Below are 24,738 nucleotides of genomic sequence, written 5' to 3' on the forward strand. Positions count from 1 at the left end.
AGAGTGGATAAAAAAGAAGTTTTTGAATCAGTAATAAATATGGAAAGTCAAATTGGTAATTTATATAAGCAATTAGGTGATCTTAAACAGCATGTAGCAGAGCTTATTGAAGAGAATAATAGGCTGCAGCTAGAAAATGAAAATCTAAGAAGGCACTTAGAGGATATACCAAGAGAAAAGGATTCGAAACAAGATAAAAATAAAAGAAGGAACATAAAACAAGGTAAGATGATAGAGGAGAAAAATATTGATATAGGGGAAGGGTATGACAACCTGGCAAGACTATATCAAGAAGGTTTTCATATTTGTAATCTTCATTTTGGAAGTCCTCGAAAAGATGGAGATTGTCTTTTTTGTTTATCGTTTCTTAATAAAAAATAAGGATGTCTCAAAGAAATTATTGCCCGAGTATGTAAGCAATACAACCAATGTATTGTCAGGGGATGACTCTTCTTCTTGAGACATCTCTTTTTCTATGCAGGAAATAGGAAAGATGGAGGTATAAAGAGTGGTTCCATTAATTGGAGATGAAAGATTAGATTATTTGCTGGATGAACGATTAAGAATTATTCAAAGTCCATCTGTTTTCTCCTTCTCATTAGATGCAGTATTATTAGCGGATTTTGTCTCTATTCCTGTGAAAAGGGGGGCGATTGTTGATTTATGTAGTGGGAATGGAGTAATTCCACTCTTTTTGTCGCTTCGAACAGAGGGAGATATTGTAGGAGTAGAAATACAAGCAAGATTATATGATATGGCAAATAGAAGCATTCAGTATAATCGTTTAGAGCAAAAGATAAAAATGATTCATGGTGATATTAAGGATGCTCCTGGTTTACTTGGGTATGAGAAATATGACGCAGTGACGTGTAATCCACCTTACTTTAAGAAGACTAATTCAGTGGAAGAGATTAATGGTAATGAGCATCTTGCTATTGCGAGACATGAGATCCTCTGTACGCTAGAGGATACAATTAGTATATCTAGTCAATTGGTTAAACAAGGTGGAAAAGTAGCTTTTGTTCATCGACCAGGAAGACTATTAGATATTATTACATTAATGAGGGCAAATCGATTGGAACCAAAGCGTATCCGATTTGTTTATCCAAAGGAAGGAAAAGAAGCGAATATTTTATTAGTTGAAGCGATAAAAGATGGGAAACCAGATTTAAAAGTTCTCCCTCCGTTATTTGTTTATAAAGATGGCAACAATTATACAGAGGAAATGAGCAGAATACTGTATGGAAAATAAGAGTCATTATTTTTATGTATTAATGTGTAAGGATGGCAGCTATTATGCTGGCTATACAAATGATCTTCAAAAGCGCGTAAAAACGCATAATGAAGGTAAAGGAGCAAAATATACAAGAGGACGTTTACCGGTATCTGTTATTTACTATGAGGAATTTCAGACAAAACAAGAAGCCATGAAAGCAGAGTATGCTTTTAAACAGCTAGATAGAAAGAAGAAGGAAAAGTTTTTATGGAAGGAAGTAGGTGAAGGAAATGAAACAACAAAAAAGCTTTAAAGAAAAAGGGGGAGCGTTGTATTTAGTCCCTACTCCTATCGGGAATTTAGAAGATATGAGTTTTCGAGCAATTAGAATTTTGAAAGAGGCAGATATTATTGCTGCAGAAGATACACGTAATACAAAAAAACTATGCAATTATTTTGAAATTGCTACTCCAGTAGTCAGCTATCATGAACATAATAAAGAGGCTAGTGGTCAAAAGCTAATACAAGCTTTGAAAGAGGATAAAATAATCGCATTAGTAAGTGATGCGGGAATGCCAACCATTGCAGATCCAGGATATGAACTAGCTATAGATGCTATTAATCAAGAAATACCAGTTATTCCTCTTCCAGGAGCGAATGCAGCATTAACAGCACTGATTGCTTCGGGGCTTCCGACACATCCTTTCTACTTTTATGGTTTCCTTAATCGCCAAAAGAAGGAGAAGAAAAAGGAGTTGCTTTTTCTAAAGAACGTTCCAGGCACGCTGCTCTTATATGAATCCCCACATCGTTTAAAAGAAACATTGGTTTTAATAAGGGAGATTCTCGGTAATAGAAAGATTACATTATGTAGAGAGCTGACAAAGATATATGAGGAATTTATTCGTGGAACTCTAGAGGAAGCAATTGCTTGGTCTCAATCAGAAGAAATAAGAGGAGAGTTTTGTTTAGTTATTGAACAAGGAGAATTACAAACAGAAGAAAATAATTGGTGGGAAGACTTGTCTATTGTTCAACATGTAGATCACTATGTGGAAAAAGAGGGAATTACGGTAAAAGAAGCAATTAAAAAGACTGCATTAGATAGAGAAATGCAAAAAAGAGACATATATCAAGAATATCATATTCAATAAGAAAAAGGGCTGCTGCCTTAAATCGGAACATCAAAAATATGATGGTGTTCCCCTTTAAGGCGGCAGTCCTTTAGTTTATAAAAAGAACGAATAAGTATTTCTCTTAATTTTTTTCAAGAAGCTACGAATCAATAAAGAGTGATGTACTTACACATTGCTTACTTTATTTTTATTTTGCAAGTTCAAAATTGCTTTTGATTTCCGCGATTAATTGCTCTGCACCTTCACGGCTGAGGATTAATTTACCACCAGCTAAAGATAGATTATCATCTGATACTTCGCCAGTAACTTGGCAAGTCATGTTTGGTTTATATTTTTTTAAGATGATTTTTTCATCATCTACATAAATTTCTAGAGCATCCTTTTCAGCAATTCCTAATGTACGTCTTAATTCGATTGGAATAACCACACGACCTAATTCATCAACTTTACGAACAATACCTGTAGATTTCATTTTCTTTTCTCCTCCCAAAAGTAAGTATTTATATTTTTTTCGCTAATTTTCGACAAATTTCTTTGTATGTTTATTATAATACCAGCCATTCCCATAAACGTCAATTATTTTATTTTGAAATTATTGTATTTTAAAAACCTTATTAAATTAGGCTTTTCAGGAGAATAAATTGATAAATAAACATAGGATGGGATAAATTGGTATAGTCTTTTTGTTCTATTTTTATTATTTTTTCGACAAAAAACAACATTTTTATTTCTCATTCTTTCTTCCAAAACATCGCTGTTGCATTACTAATTATTTTTAGGTATATTTTGATGGGATAAAAGGAAAAATGGCAATAATTATGCGGTTTATAAATGTTCTTATACTTTTTTGTTTCGATAAAAAAGAAGAATGGTTACAATAGTAATAGCAGTTATCTTACTAAAGGTACATATTATATACATATATATAGGAGGAAATTAAGTGAAGGATCAAGAAAAAACTTTTTATATTACTACGCCAATCTATTATCCAAGTGGCAATTTACATATTGGACATGCTTACACAACAGTTGCTGGAGATGCAATGGCTCGTTATAAAAGAATGAGAGGATATGAAGTTCGTTACTTAACTGGAACGGATGAACATGGGCAAAAAATTCAGCGCAAAGCAGAAGAAGCAGGAATTACACCTATTCAGTATGTAGATGAAATTGTGGCAGGAATAAAGGAATTATGGGATAAGCTTGATATTTCCTATGATGATTTTATCCGTACAACAGAAAAACGACATACAGATGTTGTCGAAAAAATGTTTAAGAAATTAGTGGATCAAGGAGATATTTATTTAGATGAATATCAAGGATGGTATTCTGTTTCTGATGAAACATATTATACAGAACTGCAGTTGGTTGATCCTATTTACGATGAACATGGCAAAATAATTGGAGGGAAAAGCCCCGACAGTGGTCATGCCGTTGAACTAGTAAAAGAGGAATCCTATTTCTTTAGAATGGGAAAATATGCAGATCGCTTGTTAGCATTTTACGAGGAAAATCCAGAATTTATCCAGCCAGAATCTCGCAAGAACGAGATGATCAATAACTTTATTAAGCCTGGATTGGAAGACTTAGCAGTATCAAGAACTACTTTTGATTGGGGAATTAAAGTGCCAGGGGATCCGAAGCATGTGGTATATGTATGGATCGATGCCCTTTCCAATTATATTACTGCGCTAGGGTATGGCTCTGATGATGAGAGTTTATATAAAAAGTTTTGGCCGGCAAATGTACATTTAGTTGGGAAGGAAATTGTTCGTTTCCACACGATATATTGGCCAATCATGCTTATGGCATTAGATCTACCATTGCCAAAGAAAGTCTTTGCACATGGCTGGATTCTAATGAAAGATGGCAAAATGTCTAAATCAAAAGGAAATGTGGTTAATCCAGTGACGTTAATTGACCGTTATGGATTAGATGCTCTTCGTTATTATTTATTAAGAGAAGTACCATTTGGCTCTGATGGTGTGTTTACTCCTGAAGCGTTTGTAGAGAGAGTAAATTTCGATTTAGCAAATGACTTAGGGAATTTATTAAATCGTACAGTGGCGATGATTAATAAGTACTTTAATGGTGAAATTCCTACCTATAAAAATTCAGAAGGCACTTTTGAAAAGTCACTTGTGGAAGCACATCAAGAAACGGTTAAGAAATATGCGGAGCATATGGAGAATATGGAGTTCTCTGTTGTACTAACAACATTATGGCAATTAGTCAGCAGAAATAATAAATATATCGATGAAACACAGCCATGGGTATTAGCGAAAGAGGAAAAGACAGAAGAATTAGCAGTTGTGATGAATCATTTAGCAGAATCTTTAAGAAGAATCGCCATTTTGTTAAAACCATTTTTAACAAGAACACCTGACAAGATTTTTAGACAGTTGAACATACAAGACGAATCCTTACAGACATGGGACAGCCTGGAACGTTTTGGTGTCATTCCTGCGGGTACTATAGTAGAAAAGGGAGATCCTATTTTCCCTAGATTAGACATTCAAGAAGAAGTGGAATTTATCAAAAGCGAAATGAAGGGACCTCAAATGGAAGAGGAAAAGAAACAAGAGGTTCAAGAAGTTCCGGACGTAGAGGAAATTACAATAGATGACTTTATGAAAGTAGACTTACGTGTAGCACAAGTACTGGAAGCTGAACCTGTAAAAAAAGCGGACAAGTTATTGAAGTTACAATTGGATCTAGGTTATGAAAAAAGACAAGTTGTTTCTGGAATCGCTAAATATTATTCTCCTGAAGACTTGGTAGGACGAAAAGTTATTTGTGTAACAAATTTAAAACCAGTTAAATTAAGAGGCGAGCTTTCACAGGGAATGATTTTAGCTGGAAGTCATGACGGTGAATTGTCTCTAGCGACAATCGCAGAGGCTTTACCACTCGGTGCAAAAGTAAAATAAAATGATATAAAAAACATGGAGATGTTTTAATGGGGAAATCGCCAAGATCTTTTATGGAGAAGAATGGGCGGGGAAATTCCATATTTTAATCATCTCTATGTTTTTTCTTCTTTCATTAAGACTGTGGCGCAAGGATAGAACGGTCTTAAAAAATAAAGTGTAAATATATCTAACAGATGATGGAGGGATGTTTATCATGTTATTTGATACACATACACATATTAACGCAAATGAGTTTCAAGATGATATAGAAGAAGTGGTACAACGGGCACTTGATGTAGGAATGGAAAAAATGGTAGTGGTGGGGTTTGATAGACCTACTATTACAAAGGCGATGGAGCTTATTGAGCAGTACGATTTTGTTTATGCAAGCATAGGATGGCATCCTGTAGATGCTATCGATATGGTAGATGAAGATTTGGCTTGGATTGAAGAATTGGCAAAGCATCCAAAGGTCATTGCAATAGGAGAAATGGGACTAGATTATCATTGGGATAAATCGCCAAAAGATATTCAAAAAGAAGTATTTAGAAAGCAAATTCAATTAGCAAAAAAAGTAAAACTCCCGATAATTATTCATAACCGTGAAGCGACTGCTGATATTGTTGAAATCTTAAAAGAGGAGGATGCAAAAGAGGTAGGCGGGATTATGCATTGTTATGGAGGAAGCGTAGAAACTGCACTGGAATGCATAAATATGAATTTTTATATTTCGCTTGGTGGAACGGTTACTTTTAAAAATGCACGAAAGCCAAAGGAAGTTGCAGAAGCCATTTCGTTAGATCATTTATTAATCGAAACGGACTGCCCATATTTGGCTCCGACCCCTTTTAGAGGAAAACGCAATGAACCTAGTTATGTAAAACTAGTAGCAGAAGAGATAGCTGCTATTAAAGGGATTTCCTATGAAGAGGTGGCATCAAAAACAACTGAAAACGCAAAAAAATTATTCGGCATAAACTGATAAAGTTTTTTGTCGAATGCAGAAAGAGCTTGTCCGAACTTCCTCTTATTTTTAATGGTTCTACATTGCTTCCTTTTCTCATAGACTAATTATGTCGAGATTTCTTTCTTTCCTTTCGCTTGTTTTTTTTGCATAATAGGATATACGTTCAGAGATTCTAAAGGGTTGACAGCGGACATGATACTCTATATAATCACTCCGAGAGAAAAGGAGGCGTTTTTCATCGTAATCAAAAACATGAAAAACCTGTTTTCAAAATCTTTGAGCAAGAAGAAAGTGTCTATCTTTTTAGCTAGTTTCATCGTTTTTGCGAGTAGTATTGGATTTATAATTTATGAAACTACTAAAAGTACTGTGGCACTAACGCTAAATGGTAAAGAACAAATCATCGAGACGCACTCATCTACTATACAACAAATATTTGATGATTTAGGCATTACCGTTGGCTCAGAAGATTATGTGTTTCCCTCGTTAAACACAAAGGTGACAGATAACTTAGAAGTTGTCTGGAAAGAAGCTAAACAGGTTGAATTGCAAAAAGACGACGAGAAGAAAACGGTTTGGACAACAGTCGATACTGTTAAGGAGTTTTTAGAAGAACAAAAAATTTCTTTGAACGAGCATGATCAGATCAATCAGAAAGAAAATAACCCTATAGAACATAAAATGGAAGTTGTCGTACATACAGCATTTCCAGTAACACTAGTAGACGCAGGAAAGAAAAAGCAAGTATGGTCCACTTCGACTACGGTCGCTGACTTTTTAACACAACAGAAGATCTCACTTGATAAATTAGACCGAGTTGAACCAGCTCTAAAGGAAAAAGTGAAAGACGAAGCTATTGTTAATATAACAAGAATAGAAAAGGTCACCGATGTAGTGGAACAACCGATTAATTTTGCCGTAATCACCCAAAAGGACGATGATCTTCCACACGGAACAGAAAAAGTACTTAAAGAGGGAACAGAAGGAGTGGTCTCTAAAAAGTATGAGGTGACGAAGGAAAACGGCAAAGAGATTTCCCGAAAATTGCTAAGTGAAACAACAGTGAAAGAAAAGCAGGATAAAATTGTATCTGTTGGAACAAAAGACGACGTCATTCAACTTGCATCACGTGGTGAAGAAAATGGGCAAGAAGTGTTCGTCAATTCAACAGCATATACTGCTAGCTGTAATGGATGTTCTGGCCGAACGGCTACTGGTATTGATCTGAAAGCTAATCCGAATGCAAAAGTAATCGCTGTCGACCCAAGTTTTATCCCTTTAGGAACAAAAGTTTATGTTGAAGGCTATGGCTACGCTGTTGCCGCAGATACTGGCGGAAGTGTAAAAGGGCAGAAAATAGATGTTTTCTTTTCCACGAAAGCCGAAGCTTACCGTTGGGGTAACAGGCAAGTTAAGATAAAAATAATTAATTAGGTAAAATAGAAATCTCGACATTTTATCATCTAATATTGATGATAGAAAGATAGCTGATTTGGCAGAGGAAGCATCTCCTCTGTCTTTTTTATGGTTCAATATCTGTTAATTAACTTGCAAAGAGTCAGCCATTTGTTTAAACATAAATATTAGCTATAATGATAATAATTAAAATATTTCTCTCTCTGTATATATAGACGATTCATGTTACAATTATGTTTCATTTTTTTTTCAAATTTTAAATATTTTTTGGAGGTTCCATGAAGATTAAAGAAATAATAGTAGTGGAAGGTCGAGATGATACCACCGCTATTAAGCGAGCGGTTGATGCAGATACAATTGAAACAAACGGTTCAGCCATTAATCAAGAGACATTAGATAAAATAAAGCTAGCACAAAAAACAAGAGGAGTTATTGTTTTGACTGACCCAGACTATCCAGGTCAAAAAATTCGTCATACAATTGAAATGCATATTCCTGAATGCAAGCATGCCTTTATCCCGAAGGAGCTTGCTATCCATAAGCATGGTAAAGGTGTTGGGGTGGAACATGCATCAGTAGAAGTAATTAGAGAAGCATTAAAAGAAGCACATTTGATGCAGGAAACAATAAAGGAAGAAATTACGAAAGAAGATTTAATTGATGCAGGCTTAATTGGCGGTGCTGATTCTAAGGAGCGAAGAGAACAGTTAGGTAGGCTGCTTAAAATTGGGTATACAAATGGAAAACAGCTTTATAAACGATTACTGATGTTTCATATTACAAAGGCAGAGTTTGCACAAGCGATTAAGGAAATACGCCAGGAGGATAAGCATGTATAAAGATATAGCAACACCCGCGAGGACGAGAGCAATACTAGATAAATATGGATTTTCCTTTAAGAAAAGCTTAGGACAGAACTTTTTAATTGATACAAACATTTTAAGGAATATTGTGGATCATGCGCAGTTAACAGAAGAATCAGGCGCAATAGAGGTTGGTCCTGGAATTGGTGCATTGACAGAACAATTAGCAAAGCGCAGCAAAAAGGTTGTAGCGTATGAGATTGATCAACGTCTATTACCGATTTTAAAAGAGACACTTGAACCATATCCTCATGCAAAAATTATCCACCAGGATATTTTAAAGGCAAATGTAAAGGAAATGTTAGACACAGAGTTTAAAGATATTAAGGATATTATGCTTGTTGCTAATTTACCTTATTATGTTACAACGCCGATTATTATGAAGATATTAGAAGAAAAATTACCCTTAAGAGGCATTGTTGTGATGCTTCAAAAAGAAGTGGCGGAACGAATTTCAGCGAAGCCAGGAACGAAGGAATATGGTTCTCTTTCAATTGCCATTCAGTATTATACAAAACCAGAAGTGGTTATGATTGTACCAAAAACTGTTTTTGTTCCTCAACCAAATGTGGATTCAGCTGTTATTCGTCTTACGATTAGAGAAACACCGTCTGTTGTAGTGAAAAACGAAGCATTCTTCTTTCAAGTAACAAGAGCAAGCTTTGCCCAAAGAAGAAAAACGATTCTCAATAACTTATCGAGCCAATTAGAGGGTGGAAAAGAAAAGAAGGCAGAAATCATAGCAGCGCTGGAACAAGCGGGAATTGAGCCTTCTAGACGCGGAGAATCATTATCTATTGAAGAGTTCGCAAAGCTAAGTGACATACTTTATGAAACGTTTGGAAAATAATGATGATAAATAGGTGTACAGATTAATTTCTCTTCCTTAAAAAATTTCAAGGAAGAGGAAGCTTTCTGTGCACCTTTTTATATGATGCTTTATTTGATAAAGGTTGTTGTTAGAAAGAGAGCAGCAGATGTTTTAATTCTTCTTTTTGAATTGCTCACAACTTTATAGACGTATGCATAATTTATCAGAGATAGATATTGAATAATAATATCCACTCAGGAGAGACATGTTTGGGTTAATTGGAGTGACAAGAGTGACTATAAATATCATGGATATCGTCGGTAGAGAGTCTTATCAATGTGATTTATTGTTTCGAATAATTGACATGAAAGAGGTAAATGGCCAAAAAATTGCCATTCTTTATGGAGAAGATTTTCGCTTGATTGCAGATGCTCCATATGAGGATTTAGTATTGATTAATCAACCGATGCAACGAAAAATTTCCCAAAAGGTTCAGTTGATGGAGGAACAATCTCTCCAATTATTTCGACAAGATGTGAATCTTTTGCGCAGAAAGCAGGAGTATCAAGTAACAGAAGCTTATAGCAAGCCTTCTAACTATTTTCAATTACCAGGTAAGGTACTCCATATTGATGGAGATCCAAACTATTTGAAAAAGTGTCTCACTTTATACGAAAAAATTGGGATACCCGTAAATGGAGTGCACTGCAATGAAAAAGAGATGCCAAGTAAAATAGGCAGTCTTTTGGATTACTATCGCCCTGACATACTAGTTATAACAGGTCATGATGCTTATTCTAAAGCGTTAGGAGATAAAAGTGATATTAATGCCTACCGACACTCGAAATACTTTGTACAGACCGTCAGAGAGGCGAGAAAGAAGCTTCCTAATCTGGATCAGTTAGTTATTTTTGCTGGTGCTTGTCAATCCCACTTTGAATCGCTTATTTATGCAGGAGCTAATTTTGCAAGTTCCCCCTCAAGAGTAAATATTCATGCCCTTGATCCAGTTTATATTGTTGCCAAGATAAGTTTTACACCATTTATGGAAAGAGTAAATGTTTGGGATGTTTTAAGGAATACATTAACGGGTGAAAAGGGGCTAGGTGGAATTGAAACAAAGGGAGTTTTGCGAACAGGCATGCCATATCATGTAGATTCAACAGAAGAGGTGTGACAAAGATAGAAGCATATACTAGGTTTAACTATTACACACAGGATAAGGTAAGCTTTTGCCCTTTAATAAGGGGGTTATGCTAGCTGGATTCTGTGTGTTTTTATCCTGAATAATCTTTATTGCAATTGAAAGATATAAGTATTTGAAAAAAATTGAAATTTTCTACATATTTATGCTCACTTTGTGCAAACTATCTTTGTTGAAAAATTGGAGAAAAATAAGAATAAAAAATATTGACAACTTCTAAAAAAGACTGTTATAATTTATGTTTTTATTTGACTCTGTTGTGTCAGTATGATATACTTTACACAGTGAGGTGGACCGAATGGCAAAAACATTATCAGATATAAAAAAAGCTCTTGATTCAAATTTAGGAAAAAGACTTATGCTGAAGGCAAATGGCGGTCGTCGGAAGACAATTGAACGTTCAGGAGTATTAGCAGAGACTTATCCATCTGTGTTTGTAGTGGAGTTAGATCAGGATGAAAATGCATTTGAACGTGTATCATACAGCTATGCAGATGTTTTAACAGAAACGGTTCAAATTACCTTCTTCGAGGATACATCAGGACAAATTGCTTTAAGCTAACTATTATTGCTTGAAAGCATTAAGCGGCAGTGAACAATTTGTTTGCTGCTTTTTTCATGGAGAAAAATAATGATATGGCAAATAAAGATGCTTATAGATGTATAAATAAGCATATGTTTTGGCAACAAATAGATAACATGAAAAACTAGTGATGGATACATACTAAGCTTACCGTGGGTGATGAAAGGGGAGATTCACTTTGGGTAGACGAAAAGGAATTATGTCCGAAGGATTAAAGGAAGAATTAGCAAAAGAGCTTGGTTTCTATGATGTGGTCCAGAAAGAGGGCTGGGGCGGTATTCGTGCAAGAGACGCAGGGAATATGGTCAAAAGGGCAATAGAAATAGCAGAGCAAAGTCTTCTTACTCAAAATAAAGAGTAACCTGTAACTTCAAAATTCACTTTACGTCCATCTTATTTGTACGATAATCAAATTGGATTTACCCACGGCAATTTATAGAATCTATCATTAGCGAATATCTATATTATCCATTAAATAGTATAGATATAAGGAGTTAATGATAGATTCTTTTTTTATTCAAGATAATGGGGAGTAAGACCGCACCTCAAATGTTGATAAATTATAGGGAAAACACAATCTCGATTGTATGTAAGAGAATAATTTGTGGTAAAATCACTATATCTATATAGAAGATTAGATGAGCATAAAGCTTGTTAGACACGGAATAAGGGTAAGATAAAGTTCGTCTAGCCTACTATTATTATCTCCTTTAAGGAAAATCCTCTTTCGTTAGTTGGAGAAAAAAGTAAATGATGAAATTTGTTAAGTGGGTGGAAATATTGAAGCTTTTGGTGAAAGCGCCAGCTAAAATCAATTTGTCATTAGATGTGCTTCATAAGAGACCAGATGGGTATCATGAAGTAGAAATGATTATGACGACAATTGATTTAGCAGATAGAATTGAGCTAGCATTGTTAGACAACGATGTAATAAAAATAGTTTCTCTTAATAGGTTTGTTCCTGATGACCAAAGAAATCTTGCTTATCAGGCAGCAAGTATATTAAAGGAAAAATTTGATGTGAAAAAAGGCGTAGAAATTAAAATTGAGAAACATATTCCTGTTGCAGCAGGTCTTGCTGGAGGAAGCAGCGATGCAGCGGCAGTATTACGTGGTTTAAATAAGTTATGGGATTTAGGGTTAACATTAGATGAATTAGCTGTCATTGGAGCTGAAATTGGGTCTGATGTGTCCTTTTGCGTCTATGGGGGCACTGCCCTTGCAACTGGAAGAGGGGAAATCATTAAGGAATTGCCTGCGCCACCAGTGTGCTGGGTTATTTTGGCAAAACCGTTTATTGGTGTATCAACAGCTGATATTTATAAAAGGCTAGATACTGAGACAATACAGCATCCAAATACGGAAAAAATGATTGAGTCCATTTCAGCGAAAGATTATGATTTAATGTGTGAAAATGTCGGGAATGTGTTAGAGAATGTTACTCTAACCTTATACCCAGAGGTTGCTCAAATTAAAGAACAAATTTGCAAATTTGGTGCAGATGCTGTTCTTATGAGTGGAAGTGGACCTACTGTTTTTGGATTGATTCAACATGATTCAAGGATGAATCGTGTTTATAATGGTTTAAGAGGATTTTGTGATCAAGTATTTGCGGTTCGAATGATTGGACAGCGACATACCCTTGATTAAATCCGTATAATAATGTAAAATTGTCTTTAAATATTCGGATTTTGGGGGTTCAGTTATGAAATTTCGTCGTAGTGAGCGTTTAATAGACATGACGAATTACTTGCTGGAGCATCCTAGGCAGTTAGTATCTCTTTCTTACTTTGCAGAAAAGTACGGTGCAGCCAAGTCTTCAATCAGCGAAGATTTGGCTATTATTAAAGAAACATTTGAGCAAAGAGGAATAGGGACTTTACATACATTGCCAGGAGCAGCCGGTGGAGTAAAGTATCAAGTAAAAGTCAGTGATGAAGCAGCGAAACCATTTGTTGAAGAGCTTTGTGATTTGATAAAAAGTCCAGAAAGACTTTTGCCCGGTGGTTATCTATATATGAATGATATTCTGGGAAATACGACTATCATGCAAAAAGTGGGGAGACTGTTTGCCTCTGCCTTTGCTGATACGGATATTGATGTGGTCATGACAGTTGCTACTAAAGGAATTCCTTTGGCATATGCAGTTGGAACTTATTTAAATGTTCCTGTAGTTATGGTTAGAAGAGATAGTAAAGTAACAGAAGGTTCCACGGTGAGTATCAATTATGTTTCTGGTTCTACAAAAAGAATCCAAACGATGTTGCTTTCTAAAAGAAGTTTAGAAGATGGCTCAAAAGTTTTGATTGTGGATGACTTTATGAAAGCTGGCGGTACCATCAATGGTATGATTAGTCTATTAGAGGAATTTAATGCAAGCGTTGCAGGAATCGCAGTATTAGTAGAAGCCGAGGAAGCCGAGGAAAGACTAGTGGATGATTATTTATCACTAGTAAAATTATCCGGTGTCGATGTAAAAGAAAAGAAAATTTCTGTGGAAAATGGTAATTATTTCGACAAAAAGTAACTCTTAGGGGGAAAAGACAAATGAAAGTTGTTCAAACAAATAACGCACCAGCAGCTATCGGACCGTATTCTCAAGGGATTATTGTGAATAATTTATTTTTCAGTTCTGGTCAAATTCCTTTAACTGCAGAAGGTAACTTAGTAGAGGGAGATGTGCAGACACAGACACATCAAGTATTCAAAAACTTAGCAGCTGTTCTTAAAGAGGCAGGTGCTTCCTTTGAAACAGTTGTGAAAGCGACTGTATTTATTAAAAATATGGAAGACTTTCAAGCAATCAATGAAGTGTATGGAGAATATTTCTCTACACATAGGCCCGCTCGTTCATGTGTAGAAGTAGCTAGGCTCCCTAAAGATGTATTAGTTGAAATCGAAGTCATTGCGCTTTGTAAATAAGTTGCTTCCTGAAGGAGGATAGTCGGAGAATAAGTGGAAAAACAGAAGATTTTATCACTTTTCGGCATTTTTTCTTTATTTTATTCCTAAATATTCTAAAAAATTTCACCTAAAAGAAGGAGTTATGAAAATTCTGTTGAATTTAATAACTAGATTTTATCTTCTAGTAAAGGTGGTGAACAGGATGGAAGTAACTGATGTAAGGCTACGCCGAGTTAACACGGATGGACGTATGAGAGCTATTGCCTCTATTACACTAGATAATGAATTTGTTGTTCACGATATTAGGGTAATTGACGGAAATAACGGACTATTTGTAGCGATGCCAAGTAAACGAACTCCAGATGGTGAGTTTAGGGATATCGCTCATCCAATTAACTCTGGTACAAGAGGAAAAATCCAGGAAGCAGTTTTGGCAGAATACCACCGCCTGGGTGAATTAGAAATTGAGTTTGAAGAAGCTGGAGCTTCCTAAAATAATCTGCAGCTAGAGCCTACTTCCTAAGAGTAAGGCTCTTTTTTTTATTTCTATTTCTCTCCTATTTACCCCTTGATTTTCCAATGAAAACAATTTGTTCTTTTAGTATCATAAAATAGATAAGGTTTATCACTTTCTCATGGTTGGTGAAGGTATTCTCTATAGGGAAAAAAGAAAATGTTACAATTAATAAAACAGCTTTTATAAAGAAGCATACATAAAATGTGAATCCTTCCTTGAAATCAAGATGTATTTGAGATATATTTTTTAGTGGATAAAAAGGTTATTGGAGGCCTGTGAATGACAACTCGTTACGCAGTGATTTTAGCCGCAGGACAGGGTACTAGAATGAAGTCAAAACTTTATAAAGTACTTCATCCTGTTTGTGGGAAACCGATGGTACAGCACGTTGTAGATCAAGTGGAAAAGCTACAAGTGGATTCAATCGTAACAGTAATTGGCCACGGTTCAGAAAAAGTAAAAGCACAGCTTGGTAATAGTGTGAAATACGTAAATCAAAAAGAACAGCTTGGAACGGCACATGCAGTAATACAAGCAAAAGATCTCCTTGTAGACAAAGAAGGAGTGACACTCGTTATATGCGGGGATACGCCACTTATGACAAGTGAAACGATAGAAGCACTCTTTTTACACCATGAGAAAGTAGGAGCGAAGGCAACCATTTTAACGGCAAAGGCAAGTAAGCCAGATGGGTACGGCAGAATCATTCGTAACTCAATGGGAGTAGTAGAGAAAATTGTAGAACACAAGGATGCAACGGATGAAGAAAGAAAAATAACAGAAATTAATACAGGTACCTATGTATTTGATAATGCACTGCTATTTCAGGCGTTGGCTAATGTCTCCAATGAAAATGTTCAAGGAGAGTACTATCTGCCAGACGTTATTGAGATTTTAAAAAAGCAGGGAGAAACAGTAAGTGCATTCCAAACCACAGATTTCAATGAAACAATTGGTGTGAATGACCGGATTGCTTTATCTGAAGCAGAATCAATCATGAGAAAGCGAATCAATGAACAGCATATGCGGAATGGCGTAACGATAATTGATCCGTCCAATACTTATATTGAAGCAGACGTAGCAATTAAAGAGGATACCGTTATATATCCTGGAAGTATGATTAAAGGAAATACTGTAATAGGTGCAGATTGTATTATTGGGCCAAATACAGAAATAAATAATTGTACAGTGGGAAATAATACGGCTATTAAACAATCTGTCGCCCATGATAGCAGCATTGGCTCTGATGTGAATATTGGACCGTTTGCACATATTCGTCCAGCATCCATGATTGATGATGAAGTGAAGATTGGAAACTTTGTTGAAATCAAGAAAGCGACATTTGGAAAAGGCAGTAAGGCATCTCATTTAAGTTATATTGGAGATGCGAATGTTGGTAGTGATGTCAATATTGGCTGTGGAACCATTACAGTTAATTATGATGGCAAAAATAAGTTTATGACGACGATAGAAGATGGCGCATTTATTGGATGTAATTCCAATTTGATTGCACCTGTCACAGTTGGAAAAGGTGCTTATGTTGCAGCAGGCTCCACCATTACAGATAACGTTCCTTCTGAGGCACTTTCGATTGCCCGTGCACGTCAAGTTAATAAAGAGAATTATAAACGTAAATAAATAGGTTAAAAGGAAGAATAATTCGTTTAATAGATATGTTTCATTCTTCGTACTATAAGAGGAAAAAGACCAGTGGAGGTTCAGCATGCCAGTTAAGAATTTAGATCCAAATTTGAAGGTATTCAGTTTAAACTCTAATCCAGCTTTAGCGCAGGAAATTGCCGATTCAATTGGAGTAGAATTAGGGAAATGTTCAGTAACACGTTTTAGCGATGGTGAAATTCAAATTAATATTGAGGAAAGTATCCGTGGTTGTGACGTCTATGTTATTCAGTCAACAAGTGCACCTGTTAACGAACATATTATGGAGTTATTAATCATGATTGATGCATTGAAGCGTGCCTCAGCTAAGACGATTAACCTAGTAATTCCTTATTATGGGTATGCTAGACAAGATAGAAAAGCAAGAGCACGAGAACCAATTACAGCGAAATTGGTAGCTAATTTATTAGAGACAGCTGGAGCAACTCGTGTTATTACATTAGACTTGCATGCACCACAAATTCAAGGTTTCTTTGATATTCCGATTGATCACTTAATGGGTGTGCCAATCCTTGGTAATTACTTCAGTCAACGTGAATTCGATGGAGAGCTTGTGATTGTTTCTCCAGATCATGGCGGGGTTACAAGAGCAAGAAAACTTGCAGAACGATTAAAGGCGCCAATTGCTATTATTGATAAAAGACGTCCAAAGCCAAATGTTGCGGAAGTTATGAATATTGTTGGTAATATCGAAGGGAAAATTGCTATCCTTATTGATGATATTATTGATACAGCTGGAACCATTACACTTGGTGCCAATGCTCTCGCAGAAAATGGAGCAAAAGAGGTTTATGCATGCTGTACACATCCTGTTTTGTCAGGACCTGCAATGGAAAGAATTAATAATTCTAAAATCAAAGAATTAGTTGTAACAAATTCTATCGAATTGGGTGAAAAGAAACTTTCAGCTAACGTTATTCAATTATCAGTTGCTGACCTATTAGGTGAAGCGATTTTACGTGTTCACCAAGACCAATCAGTAAGTTTCTTATTTGATTGATAGAACCCTTCATATCATTCAGATTAGTCGCTTGTCTAAAAGGCAGGCGGCTATTGGTATTGTGCCTTTCTTTTAAACAGAAAGCAAATTCTTTATGTTTAAATATCTTCCATTTAGGGCATTTTTTATATAAGAGTGTTCATTTGATAAAATAATGGAAGGTGAAATCATGACAACAACTTTACAGGCAAAAAAACGTACGATGGACAAACATTCAAGCTTAACAAAATTAAGAAATAATGGAGAAATTCCAGGTATTGTTTATGGATCAAAAATAGAAAATACGGCAATTTCCTTGAGTGAGGCTAATTTCTTGAAAACGATTCGTGAAGTTGGGAGAAATGGCGTTATTTCACTAGATATTGATGGGGAAAATTATAATGTCGTTTTAAATGAGTATGATGCTGATCCAATTAAGCGAGGCATTATACATGTGGATTTTTTAGCGGTAGACTTATCAAAGGCTATCAGTGCACCAGTAAAAGTATCTTTAGTGGGGGAAGCTGCTGGAGTAAAAGATGGCGGCGTTATGCAGCAGGCTTTACACGAAGTAACAGTGACAGCAAAGCCTAATGATATCCCATCTAGTATTGATATTGATGTAACAGAGCTTCAGGTAGGAGATACGATTACTGTCGGAGATGTGAAGGGTTATGATAAAATAGAAATTAACCACGAAAAAGAGGAAGTTATCGCATCAATTCTTGCACCAAGACAGGAAGAAGAAATTAGTACAGGAGAACAACAAGAAGAAGGTATGCCGGATAATGTGGAAGGCAGAGAAACAGAGCCAGAAACAGCTGAAGAATAATCCGATTTATCTAAATGTATTCTCCCTGTACTTTTTTAGAAAGGGATTTCTAGAAAAGCAAAAGCAAGAAAAAGGTTTGACCGATTAGCATTCTATTGGCCAAACCTTTTTCTTGTATGATATAGGAGTATAGAATGAAAAAGCAGGGGGATTCATATGAAATTAATTGTAGGTCTTGGTAACCCAGGGAAGCAATATGATAGAACAAGACATAATATTGGATTTGAAGTAATTGATTTTTTATCAAGTCATTATAATATTCCATTAGATAAGGCAAAATTCAAAGGAAATTATGGAATAGGAGTTATTGGCGGTGAAAAAATGATTTTATTAAAGCCGCTTACATATATGAATCTTTCTGGGGAGTCTATTCGTCCAATTATGGATTACTATGATCTAGAGCCAGAAGATTTAGTCGTTATTTATGATGACCTAGATCTGCCAGTCGGAAGAATCCGACTTCGACAAAAAGGAAGCTCTGGCGGACATAATGGGATTAAGTCAACTATTCTTCATGTTGGCACAGAAAAGTTCAATCGTATAAGAGTTGGAATTGATCGTCCTAAAAATGGAATGAAAGTAGTTGATTATGTCCTTGGAAAATTTACTAAAGAAGAAATGGACATATTAGAGGGAACCATAAAAAAATGTGCAGATGCGTGTGTCCAATGGGCAGAAGAACCCTTTTTACAAGTAATGAATAAATATAATATCCAGTAAGATAGAGAACCATCTGCTTATTTTGGTTATATTTACATCCGAATAGGTGAATACTAGCAATATTAATGTGCTAGTAAGGAGGCCTAGGGATGGCTATACATTATCATTGCAGACATTGTGGTGTGCATATGGGAACACTTGATACAGAGTCCATTGCAGCAAATCGCTTAGGATTTGATCATTTATCGGACGAAGATCGATCAGAAATGATTCAATATCATCAAACAGGTGATATTGAGGTAAAGTCTATTTGTGAGGACTGCCAAGAATCATTGTCAAAAAACCCAGGCTACTATGAAAATGATTATTTGATTCATTAGAGGATTGTTTTTTAATTCGGAAAAAGCTTTGGAATAATCCAAAGCATTTTTCCGTTGTCTATATATTTGTTTTCTTGCGGGTAGCAGGAATATAGGCAAGATATCTCGTATATAACAACATTAAGGAGTATTTTCTTTCATCTTTTTTTAAATGATGTCATGATAAGCATGATTCCATTCTGCTTAAGGGGCATGAGCTGAAGGATTAATAGTAACTAGTCATTAATTAGGAAATAAATAGATTGCAATCATAGATATATCGTGTAAGATAAGAACAAATTATCAGGAATGGATGCACGTTGAAAATAAAAAGAGCTAGCAAGCAGGAAGTCATATACTTTACTAAAAAATAAGAAAAAACTAGCTCAACACCATTTTATGGTGTCTTTTGCTTTCGAATGGGAGGGAAAATTTTTTGTTAGGGCTAAAACAATTATTTAAACAGCAAGAAGATATACAAAATGTCATTTCAGGACTAGATGCTGGATTACATGAACAATTAGTTTCAGGACTTTCCAATTCAGCACGTACTTTATATATGACTTCAATTTATGAAAAAACAAAGAAGCCATTATTAATTGTGACTCATAATTTATTACAGGCGCAAAAGCTATACGATGATATTACCAATATAGTGGACGAAAAGGACGTTTTTCTCTATCCTGCAAATGAATTAATTGCAGCTGAAATTAGTATTGCAAGTCCAGAATTAAAGGCTCAGCGTATAGAGGTATTGAATTATTGGGCGAAAAAAAAGTCGGGAATCATGATTGCGCCAGTAGCAGGTCTGAGAAAGCTGCTTCCTCCAAAAAAGTTATGGAAGGAAGCGCAATTAAAACTTGAAATTGGGCAAGATCTTGATTTAGAAGCTTTTTTATTAAAGCTTGTTCATATGGGATATGTACGCTCGGAGATGGTTTCATCGCCGGGAGAATTTAGTGTGCGCGGTGGAATTTTAGATATTTATCCATTAACAGAGGAAGATCCGCTCCGTATTGAATTATTTGATACAGAAATTGATTCGATTAGAGCCTTTTCGCTTGAGGATCAACGCTCGAAGGAAAAAAAGGAAAACGTAAGCATTGGACCGGCGACAGAAATTCTTTATGATGAGAATGCAGTCGGCGACTTGCTGGCTATGCTGGAAAAAGGCTTAGCCCAAAGCTTAAAAAAAATAAAAGATGAAGCGACAAGAACGTTACTGACACAGAATATTAGCAGGGAAATGGAACAGCTAAGAAATGGGCAAAAGCCTGAACAACTATATAAATACTTATCCATTCTCTATGGAGAACATGTCAGTTTAATAGATTATTTACCGAGTAACGGTTTTTTAATTGTCGATGAAATTAGTAGAGTGCAAGAAATGAATGACACGCTTGAGAAAGAAGAAGCTGATTGGTATACAAGCTTGTTAGGTGAGGGAGAAATTATTCATGGGTTAACCTTATCTCAAAGTATCAATCATCTTTTACATCAGGCAAAACAGCCAATTGTCTATTTATCTTTATTCTTACGCCATGTTCCAAATACTAATCCGCAAAATATCATAAATGTATCCTGTAAACAAATGCAGAATTTCCACGGGCAAATGAATGTTTTGAAGACAGAAATGGAAAGATGGAAAAAAAATCATTACACCGTTGTTCTGCTTGGTAATAGTGAGGAGCGCTTAGAAAAGTTAGAGCAAGTTCTTCAAGATTATGATATGGAAGTAATGATTCAAAAAAACGCTAAGAAGATTTCCGAAGGGAAAATTCAATTATTAGAAGGTCATCTGCAGTCAGGATTTGAGCTTCCTATCCTAAAACTAGCGGTAATAACAGAAGAAGAACTATTTAAGACAAAGACTAAAAAGTTATCCAAAAGAAGACAAAAACTAACAAATGCAGAGCGTATAAAGAGTTACTCTGAGTTAAATGTTGGTGACTATGTAGTCCATGTTAACCATGGTATTGGTAAATACCTTGGGATTGAAACACTTCAAATTAATGGTGTCCACAAGGATTACCTACATTTACGATATCAAGGAAATGATAAGTTATACGTTCCTGTTGAGCAGATTGATTTGGTCCAAAAATATGTTGGATCAGAGAGCAAAGAACCAAAAATATACAAATTAGGCGGTAACGATTGGAAGAAAGTAAAGAAAAAGGTAGAGTCTTCTGTTCAAGATATAGCGGATGATCTTATTAAGCTGTATGCGGAAAGAGAGGCTTCTGTTGGTTATGCCTTCTCTCCAGACGGGGAAATGCAGCGAGAATTTGAAGCGGCATTTGCCTACCAGGAAACAGAGGATCAATTACGGTCTATTCATGAAATCAAAAAAGACATGGAAAGAGAAAGACCGATGGATCGTCTTCTTTGCGGAGATGTTGGTTACGGGAAAACAGAGGTTGCAATCAGAGCGGCTTTTAAAGCGATAGCGGATGGAAAGCAAGTAGCTTTCTTGGTTCCAACAACTATTTTAGCGCAGCAGCATTATGAAACGTTGAGAGAGCGTTTTCAAGATTATCCAATTGAAATTGGCTTACTCAGCAGATTTAGAACGAGAAAACAGCAAAATGACACGCTAAAAGGACTTAAAGCAGGAACCATTGATATTGTCGTAGGAACGCATCGGATTTTATCAAAAGATATCTCTTATCGAGATTTAGGTTTATTGATTATCGATGAGGAACAACGCTTTGGTGTAACGCATAAAGAGAAAATAAAACAATTAAAAACGAATATTGATGTATTGACGCTAACGGCTACACCAATTCCAAGAACACTCCATATGTCTATGCTAGGTGTACGCGACTTATCAGTTATCGAGACCCCTCCGGAAAATAGATTCCCTATTCAAACCTATGTAATGGAGTATAACGGTGGACTTGTAAGAGAAGCGATTGAAAGAGAACTTGCCAGAAATGGCCAAATTTATTTTCTGTATAACCGGGTTGAAGACATTGAGAGAAAGGCTGAGGAAATTTCAATGTTGGTGCCTGACGCCAGAGTTACTTATGCTCACGGGAAAATGACAGAAAATGAATTAGAATCAGTAATGCTTGGGTTTTTAGAAGGGGAATATGACGTTTTAGTAAGTACGACGATTATTGAAACAGGAGTAGATATACCAAATGTAAATACACTAATTGTCCAGGATGCAGACCGTATGGGGCTGTCGCAATTATACCAATTACGAGGCAGGGTTGGACGTTCGAATCGAGTAGCTTATGCATATTTTACGTATAAGAAGGATAAAGTTCTAACAGAGGTCGCAGAAAAAAGATTGCAAGCAATCAAAGAGTTTACGGAGTTAGGATCTGGCTTTAAAATTGCCATGCGCGATTTGACTATTCGTGGTGCAGGAAATCTTCTCGGTGCCCAACAACATGGATTTATTGATTCAGTCGGGTTTGACTTATACTCTCAAATGCTAAAAGAAGCTATTGAAGAGAGAAAAGGAACAATTAGTGAAGAACTAAGGCAGACGATTGAAATCGACTTAGATATAGATGCCTATATTCCTGATTTTTACATTAATGATGGACAGCAAAAAATTGAAATGTATAAGCGTTTTAGAGGTGTTACTTCCTTAGAGGATATGGAAGAGCTAAGAGAAGAATTAATTGATCGTTTTGGAGACTATCCAGAAGAAGTTTCGTATCTTTTCAAAATTACAGAAATGAAGATTTATGGAAAGCAAGCAGGAGTAGAGTTGATCAAGCAGACGAAGGATGAAGTACTTATTTTATTATCGGAACATGGAAGCGACCGTATGGATGGCCAAAAAATATTTGAGAAGAGTTCTAAGTATGGTCGAATGATTGGTCTTGGTATGGAAGGAAGAAAATTAAAAATGATCTTCCATGTAAAGGGTGTTGAAAAAGAAAAGTGGCTGAAGGCTTGCCATGAAATGGTAGAAGCATTAAATACATTTAAAAAAGAACCAGAACAAGTTACTAAATAATAGGGATGAGTTTCCTTACAGTCTTGTGATTGGAATGTAAGTATTCCCACAAAGGAGAAACCCGAATGATTATACGGATGCTAATAACATTTCGTATAATCATTTGGTTTTTTCATTTTCAAAGATCTAAAATCCTCTAATTTGGAAAGTGTTCTCCACAATTGGCTTATAAATACTATATGAGAAACCAGTTATTATGGAAATCGTTATATAGATTACCCATCTTTCCACATTAGCTATTCTTTGTGCACCTTCCTTTCCATTTCCCTATTTTATAAAGAAAATAGCGTGAATAGGATGTTTAATATAGGGGGACAAGGGTATAAACAATATAGATAACAATAGTAGATTTTCTTTGGAATGACATCTAAGTAAATACAATAATAAATAAATAAATAAATGGTTTATCCCAATCTGGGAGGTAAAATTGATAATATGGTAAATCATCTTTTTCCTTCTTGAAATATTCAAAAAGGAAAATAAAGCTACCTAGAGAAAATTTTGCATGATTAATGTATAGAACTTACCATATGAAAGATACTATGTTTAAATATGGTGAACATTTCATGTATAGTGAGAATGCTTTCGCCAATTTAAAAAAAATCATCTGATGAAAGTGAGGCAACACGGAATGAAAGCAACTGGAATTGTGCGTCGAATCGATGATTTGGGTCGTGTCGTTATCCCAAAAGAAATCAGAAGAACATTACGAATTCGCGAAGGGGATCCATTAGAGATTTTTGTTGATCGAGATGGAGAAGTAATTTTAAAGAAATATTCACCTATAAGTGAATTAAGCGATTTTGCTAAGGAATATGCTGAGGCTCTCTATGATAGTTTAGGAAATGCTGTGCTAATTTGTGATAGAGATTCTTACATCGCTGTTTCGGGTGGATCGAAAAAGGACTATTTAAATAAGAACATTAGTAGTGTAGTGGAAAAGGCAATGGAGGATAGAGGGTCCATACTGATGAATCAACAAGACCAAGTATCCTTAGTTGATGGTACTACTGAAACGATTTCTGCCTATACTATTGGTCCTATTATTGCAAATGGTGATCCAATTGGGGCAGTTGTCATTTTCGCAAAAGAGGATTCACTTGGTGATGTAGAGAAAAAGGCAGTTGAAACCGCAGCAGGATTTTTAGCTCGCCAAATGGAATCATAAGGTTTGCCTAACATTTTTACTAAACCATATATTTTAAAAGTCGACAAACTCGGGAAAGAGCTGTCGACTTTTTTTGTTTACGAAAAGAATAGCACTCTATGATGAAAATTGTTCTACTAAAAGTAGAACAAATCTGTTATAATGAGAATATAACAGTATGAGGTGATTAATGATGTATATACAAATAAATCCTGAATTGGAAATGCCCATCTATGAACAACTTACTATGCAAATCATGATAGGGATAATTAGGCAAGAATTACAGGATGGTGATGTGTTACCATCTGTTCGTTCACTGGCCGCTGATTTAGGTGTCAATATGCATACTGTGAATAAAAGTTATCATGCTCTCGAAAAAAAGGGGCTTATTCAAATTATTCCTAAATCTGGTGCAATCATTCGAACAAACAATGGGATTCCAACCCAAGAAGAGCAGGACAGAATTTCAAATAGCTTAAAACCAATGATTGTGGAGGCGTTAGTAATAGGAATGAAGGAAAAAGAAATAACTGGGTTAATACAATCCATTATCCATAAATTAAAGGAGGAATAAAAA

General features: G+C 35.6%; 25 protein-coding genes. 24 read left to right on the forward strand and 1 reads right to left on the reverse strand.

Translation table 11 applies throughout. From position 1 onward, the window contains the following. Positions 1 to 3 precede the first annotated feature (3 nt). From yabA to rsmI, 4 genes are all read left to right on the forward strand, one after another. Positions 4 to 381 carry a DNA replication initiation control protein YabA gene (yabA, locus tag MHH96_RS05905; RefSeq protein ID WP_047944351.1) on the forward strand — a complete coding sequence of 126 codons (378 nt, stop codon included), beginning with the start codon at positions 4 to 6 and terminating at the stop codon, positions 379 to 381. Positions 382 to 508: 127 nt separating this feature from the next. Next, positions 509 to 1,252 carry a tRNA1(Val) (adenine(37)-N6)-methyltransferase gene (locus MHH96_RS05910; protein WP_047944352.1) on the forward strand — a complete coding sequence of 248 codons (744 nt, stop codon included), beginning with the start codon at positions 509 to 511 and terminating at the stop codon, positions 1,250 to 1,252. Further along, positions 1,242 to 1,529, forward strand: coding sequence for a GIY-YIG nuclease family protein (locus MHH96_RS05915; RefSeq protein WP_047944353.1), 288 nt, complete (start codon positions 1,242 to 1,244; stop codon positions 1,527 to 1,529). Before MHH96_RS05910 ends, MHH96_RS05915 begins: the two co-directional genes overlap by 11 nt. Next, positions 1,507 to 2,370: a 16S rRNA (cytidine(1402)-2'-O)-methyltransferase gene (rsmI, locus tag MHH96_RS05920; protein WP_047944354.1), complete on the forward strand. Its 864-nt coding sequence runs from the start codon at positions 1,507 to 1,509 to the stop codon at positions 2,368 to 2,370. The genes MHH96_RS05915 and rsmI overlap by 23 nt, the downstream gene beginning before the upstream one ends. A gap of 169 nt (positions 2,371 to 2,539) precedes the next feature. Here the strand turns inward: rsmI and MHH96_RS05925 are convergent, their stop codons facing one another. Next, positions 2,540 to 2,824, reverse strand: coding sequence for an AbrB/MazE/SpoVT family DNA-binding domain-containing protein (locus MHH96_RS05925; RefSeq protein WP_047944355.1), 285 nt, complete (start codon positions 2,822 to 2,824; stop codon positions 2,540 to 2,542). A 468-nt stretch (positions 2,825 to 3,292) separates the two neighbouring features. Here MHH96_RS05925 and metG point away from each other — a divergent pair, with 468 nt between their 5' ends. The 20 genes from metG (at position 3,293) to MHH96_RS06025 (ending at position 24,735) form a co-directional block, all read left to right on the forward strand. Further along, entirely contained in the window at positions 3,293 to 5,281 is a 1,989-nt protein-coding gene (metG, locus tag MHH96_RS05930) for a methionine--tRNA ligase (protein WP_047944356.1), read from the forward strand. Between the two features lie 196 nt (positions 5,282 to 5,477). Next, positions 5,478 to 6,245 (forward strand): TatD family hydrolase, encoded by a 768-nt coding sequence (locus tag MHH96_RS05935; RefSeq protein ID WP_047944357.1) that lies wholly within the window; start codon positions 5,478 to 5,480, stop codon positions 6,243 to 6,245. 237 nt (positions 6,246 to 6,482) lie between these two features. After that, on the forward strand, positions 6,483 to 7,664 hold the full coding sequence (locus MHH96_RS05940; RefSeq protein ID WP_061801126.1) for a G5 and 3D domain-containing protein: 1,182 nt from the start codon (positions 6,483 to 6,485) through the stop codon (positions 7,662 to 7,664). Positions 7,665 to 7,924: 260 nt separating this feature from the next. Further along, complete coding sequence (rnmV, locus tag MHH96_RS05945; protein ID WP_047944360.1) at positions 7,925 to 8,485, forward strand: ribonuclease M5; 561 nt, start codon at positions 7,925 to 7,927, stop codon at positions 8,483 to 8,485. After that, a complete protein-coding gene (rsmA, locus tag MHH96_RS05950) occupies positions 8,478 to 9,359 on the forward strand; it encodes a 16S rRNA (adenine(1518)-N(6)/adenine(1519)-N(6))-dimethyltransferase RsmA (protein WP_047944362.1) in 882 nt (293 codons plus the stop codon). Before rnmV ends, rsmA begins: the two co-directional genes overlap by 8 nt. Positions 9,360 to 9,612: 253 nt before the next feature. Then, positions 9,613 to 10,497, forward strand: a complete 885-nt coding sequence (yabG, locus tag MHH96_RS05955; RefSeq protein WP_047944409.1) for a sporulation peptidase YabG — start codon at positions 9,613 to 9,615, stop codon at positions 10,495 to 10,497. Positions 10,498 to 10,822: 325 nt separating this feature from the next. Beyond that, positions 10,823 to 11,086 (forward strand): biofilm formation stimulator Veg, encoded by a 264-nt coding sequence (veg, locus tag MHH96_RS05960; RefSeq protein ID WP_016204729.1) that lies wholly within the window; start codon positions 10,823 to 10,825, stop codon positions 11,084 to 11,086. A gap of 199 nt (positions 11,087 to 11,285) precedes the next feature. Beyond that, on the forward strand, positions 11,286 to 11,468 hold the full coding sequence (locus MHH96_RS05965) for a small, acid-soluble spore protein, alpha/beta type (RefSeq protein ID WP_016204730.1): 183 nt from the start codon (positions 11,286 to 11,288) through the stop codon (positions 11,466 to 11,468). Between the two features lie 419 nt (positions 11,469 to 11,887). After that, positions 11,888 to 12,757: a 4-(cytidine 5'-diphospho)-2-C-methyl-D-erythritol kinase gene (ispE, locus tag MHH96_RS05970; protein ID WP_047944410.1), complete on the forward strand. Its 870-nt coding sequence runs from the start codon at positions 11,888 to 11,890 to the stop codon at positions 12,755 to 12,757. Between the two features lie 55 nt (positions 12,758 to 12,812). Then, a complete protein-coding gene (purR, locus tag MHH96_RS05975; protein ID WP_047944363.1) occupies positions 12,813 to 13,634 on the forward strand; it encodes a pur operon repressor in 822 nt (273 codons plus the stop codon). A gap of 20 nt (positions 13,635 to 13,654) precedes the next feature. After that, the gene (locus MHH96_RS05980; RefSeq protein ID WP_341116900.1) at positions 13,655 to 14,029 is read left to right on the forward strand and encodes a RidA family protein; all 375 of its coding nucleotides are present in this window, start codon (positions 13,655 to 13,657) and stop codon (positions 14,027 to 14,029) included. Between the two features lie 184 nt (positions 14,030 to 14,213). Further along, positions 14,214 to 14,504, forward strand: a complete 291-nt coding sequence (gene spoVG / locus MHH96_RS05985; protein WP_026574035.1) for a septation regulator SpoVG — start codon at positions 14,214 to 14,216, stop codon at positions 14,502 to 14,504. A gap of 303 nt (positions 14,505 to 14,807) precedes the next feature. Next, a complete protein-coding gene (gene glmU / locus MHH96_RS05990; protein WP_047944365.1) occupies positions 14,808 to 16,166 on the forward strand; it encodes a bifunctional UDP-N-acetylglucosamine diphosphorylase/glucosamine-1-phosphate N-acetyltransferase GlmU in 1,359 nt (452 codons plus the stop codon). Positions 16,167 to 16,251: 85 nt separating this feature from the next. Continuing rightward, complete coding sequence (locus MHH96_RS05995) at positions 16,252 to 17,208, forward strand: ribose-phosphate diphosphokinase (protein ID WP_047944366.1); 957 nt, start codon at positions 16,252 to 16,254, stop codon at positions 17,206 to 17,208. A gap of 169 nt (positions 17,209 to 17,377) precedes the next feature. Then, the gene (locus MHH96_RS06000; protein WP_047944368.1) at positions 17,378 to 18,019 is read left to right on the forward strand and encodes a 50S ribosomal protein L25/general stress protein Ctc; all 642 of its coding nucleotides are present in this window, start codon (positions 17,378 to 17,380) and stop codon (positions 18,017 to 18,019) included. A gap of 156 nt (positions 18,020 to 18,175) precedes the next feature. Continuing rightward, entirely contained in the window at positions 18,176 to 18,739 is a 564-nt protein-coding gene (pth, locus tag MHH96_RS06005; protein ID WP_047944369.1) for an aminoacyl-tRNA hydrolase, read from the forward strand. 89 nt (positions 18,740 to 18,828) lie between these two features. Continuing rightward, positions 18,829 to 19,059: an anti-sigma-F factor Fin family protein gene (locus MHH96_RS06010; RefSeq protein WP_047944370.1), complete on the forward strand. Its 231-nt coding sequence runs from the start codon at positions 18,829 to 18,831 to the stop codon at positions 19,057 to 19,059. Between the two features lie 415 nt (positions 19,060 to 19,474). Next, positions 19,475 to 23,014 (forward strand): transcription-repair coupling factor, encoded by a 3,540-nt coding sequence (mfd, locus tag MHH96_RS06015; RefSeq protein ID WP_047944371.1) that lies wholly within the window; start codon positions 19,475 to 19,477, stop codon positions 23,012 to 23,014. A 631-nt stretch (positions 23,015 to 23,645) separates the two neighbouring features. Continuing rightward, positions 23,646 to 24,182: a stage V sporulation protein T gene (gene spoVT, locus MHH96_RS06020; RefSeq protein ID WP_047944373.1), complete on the forward strand. Its 537-nt coding sequence runs from the start codon at positions 23,646 to 23,648 to the stop codon at positions 24,180 to 24,182. A 169-nt stretch (positions 24,183 to 24,351) separates the two neighbouring features. Further along, positions 24,352 to 24,735 (forward strand): GntR family transcriptional regulator, encoded by a 384-nt coding sequence (locus MHH96_RS06025; protein WP_321198374.1) that lies wholly within the window; start codon positions 24,352 to 24,354, stop codon positions 24,733 to 24,735. The last annotated feature ends 3 nt before the right edge of the window (positions 24,736 to 24,738 follow it).

This window comes from Niallia sp. FSL K6-0212, assembly GCF_038007605.1.
GTDB classification, from domain to species: Bacteria; Bacillota; Bacilli; order Bacillales; family Cytobacillaceae; genus Niallia; species Niallia circulans.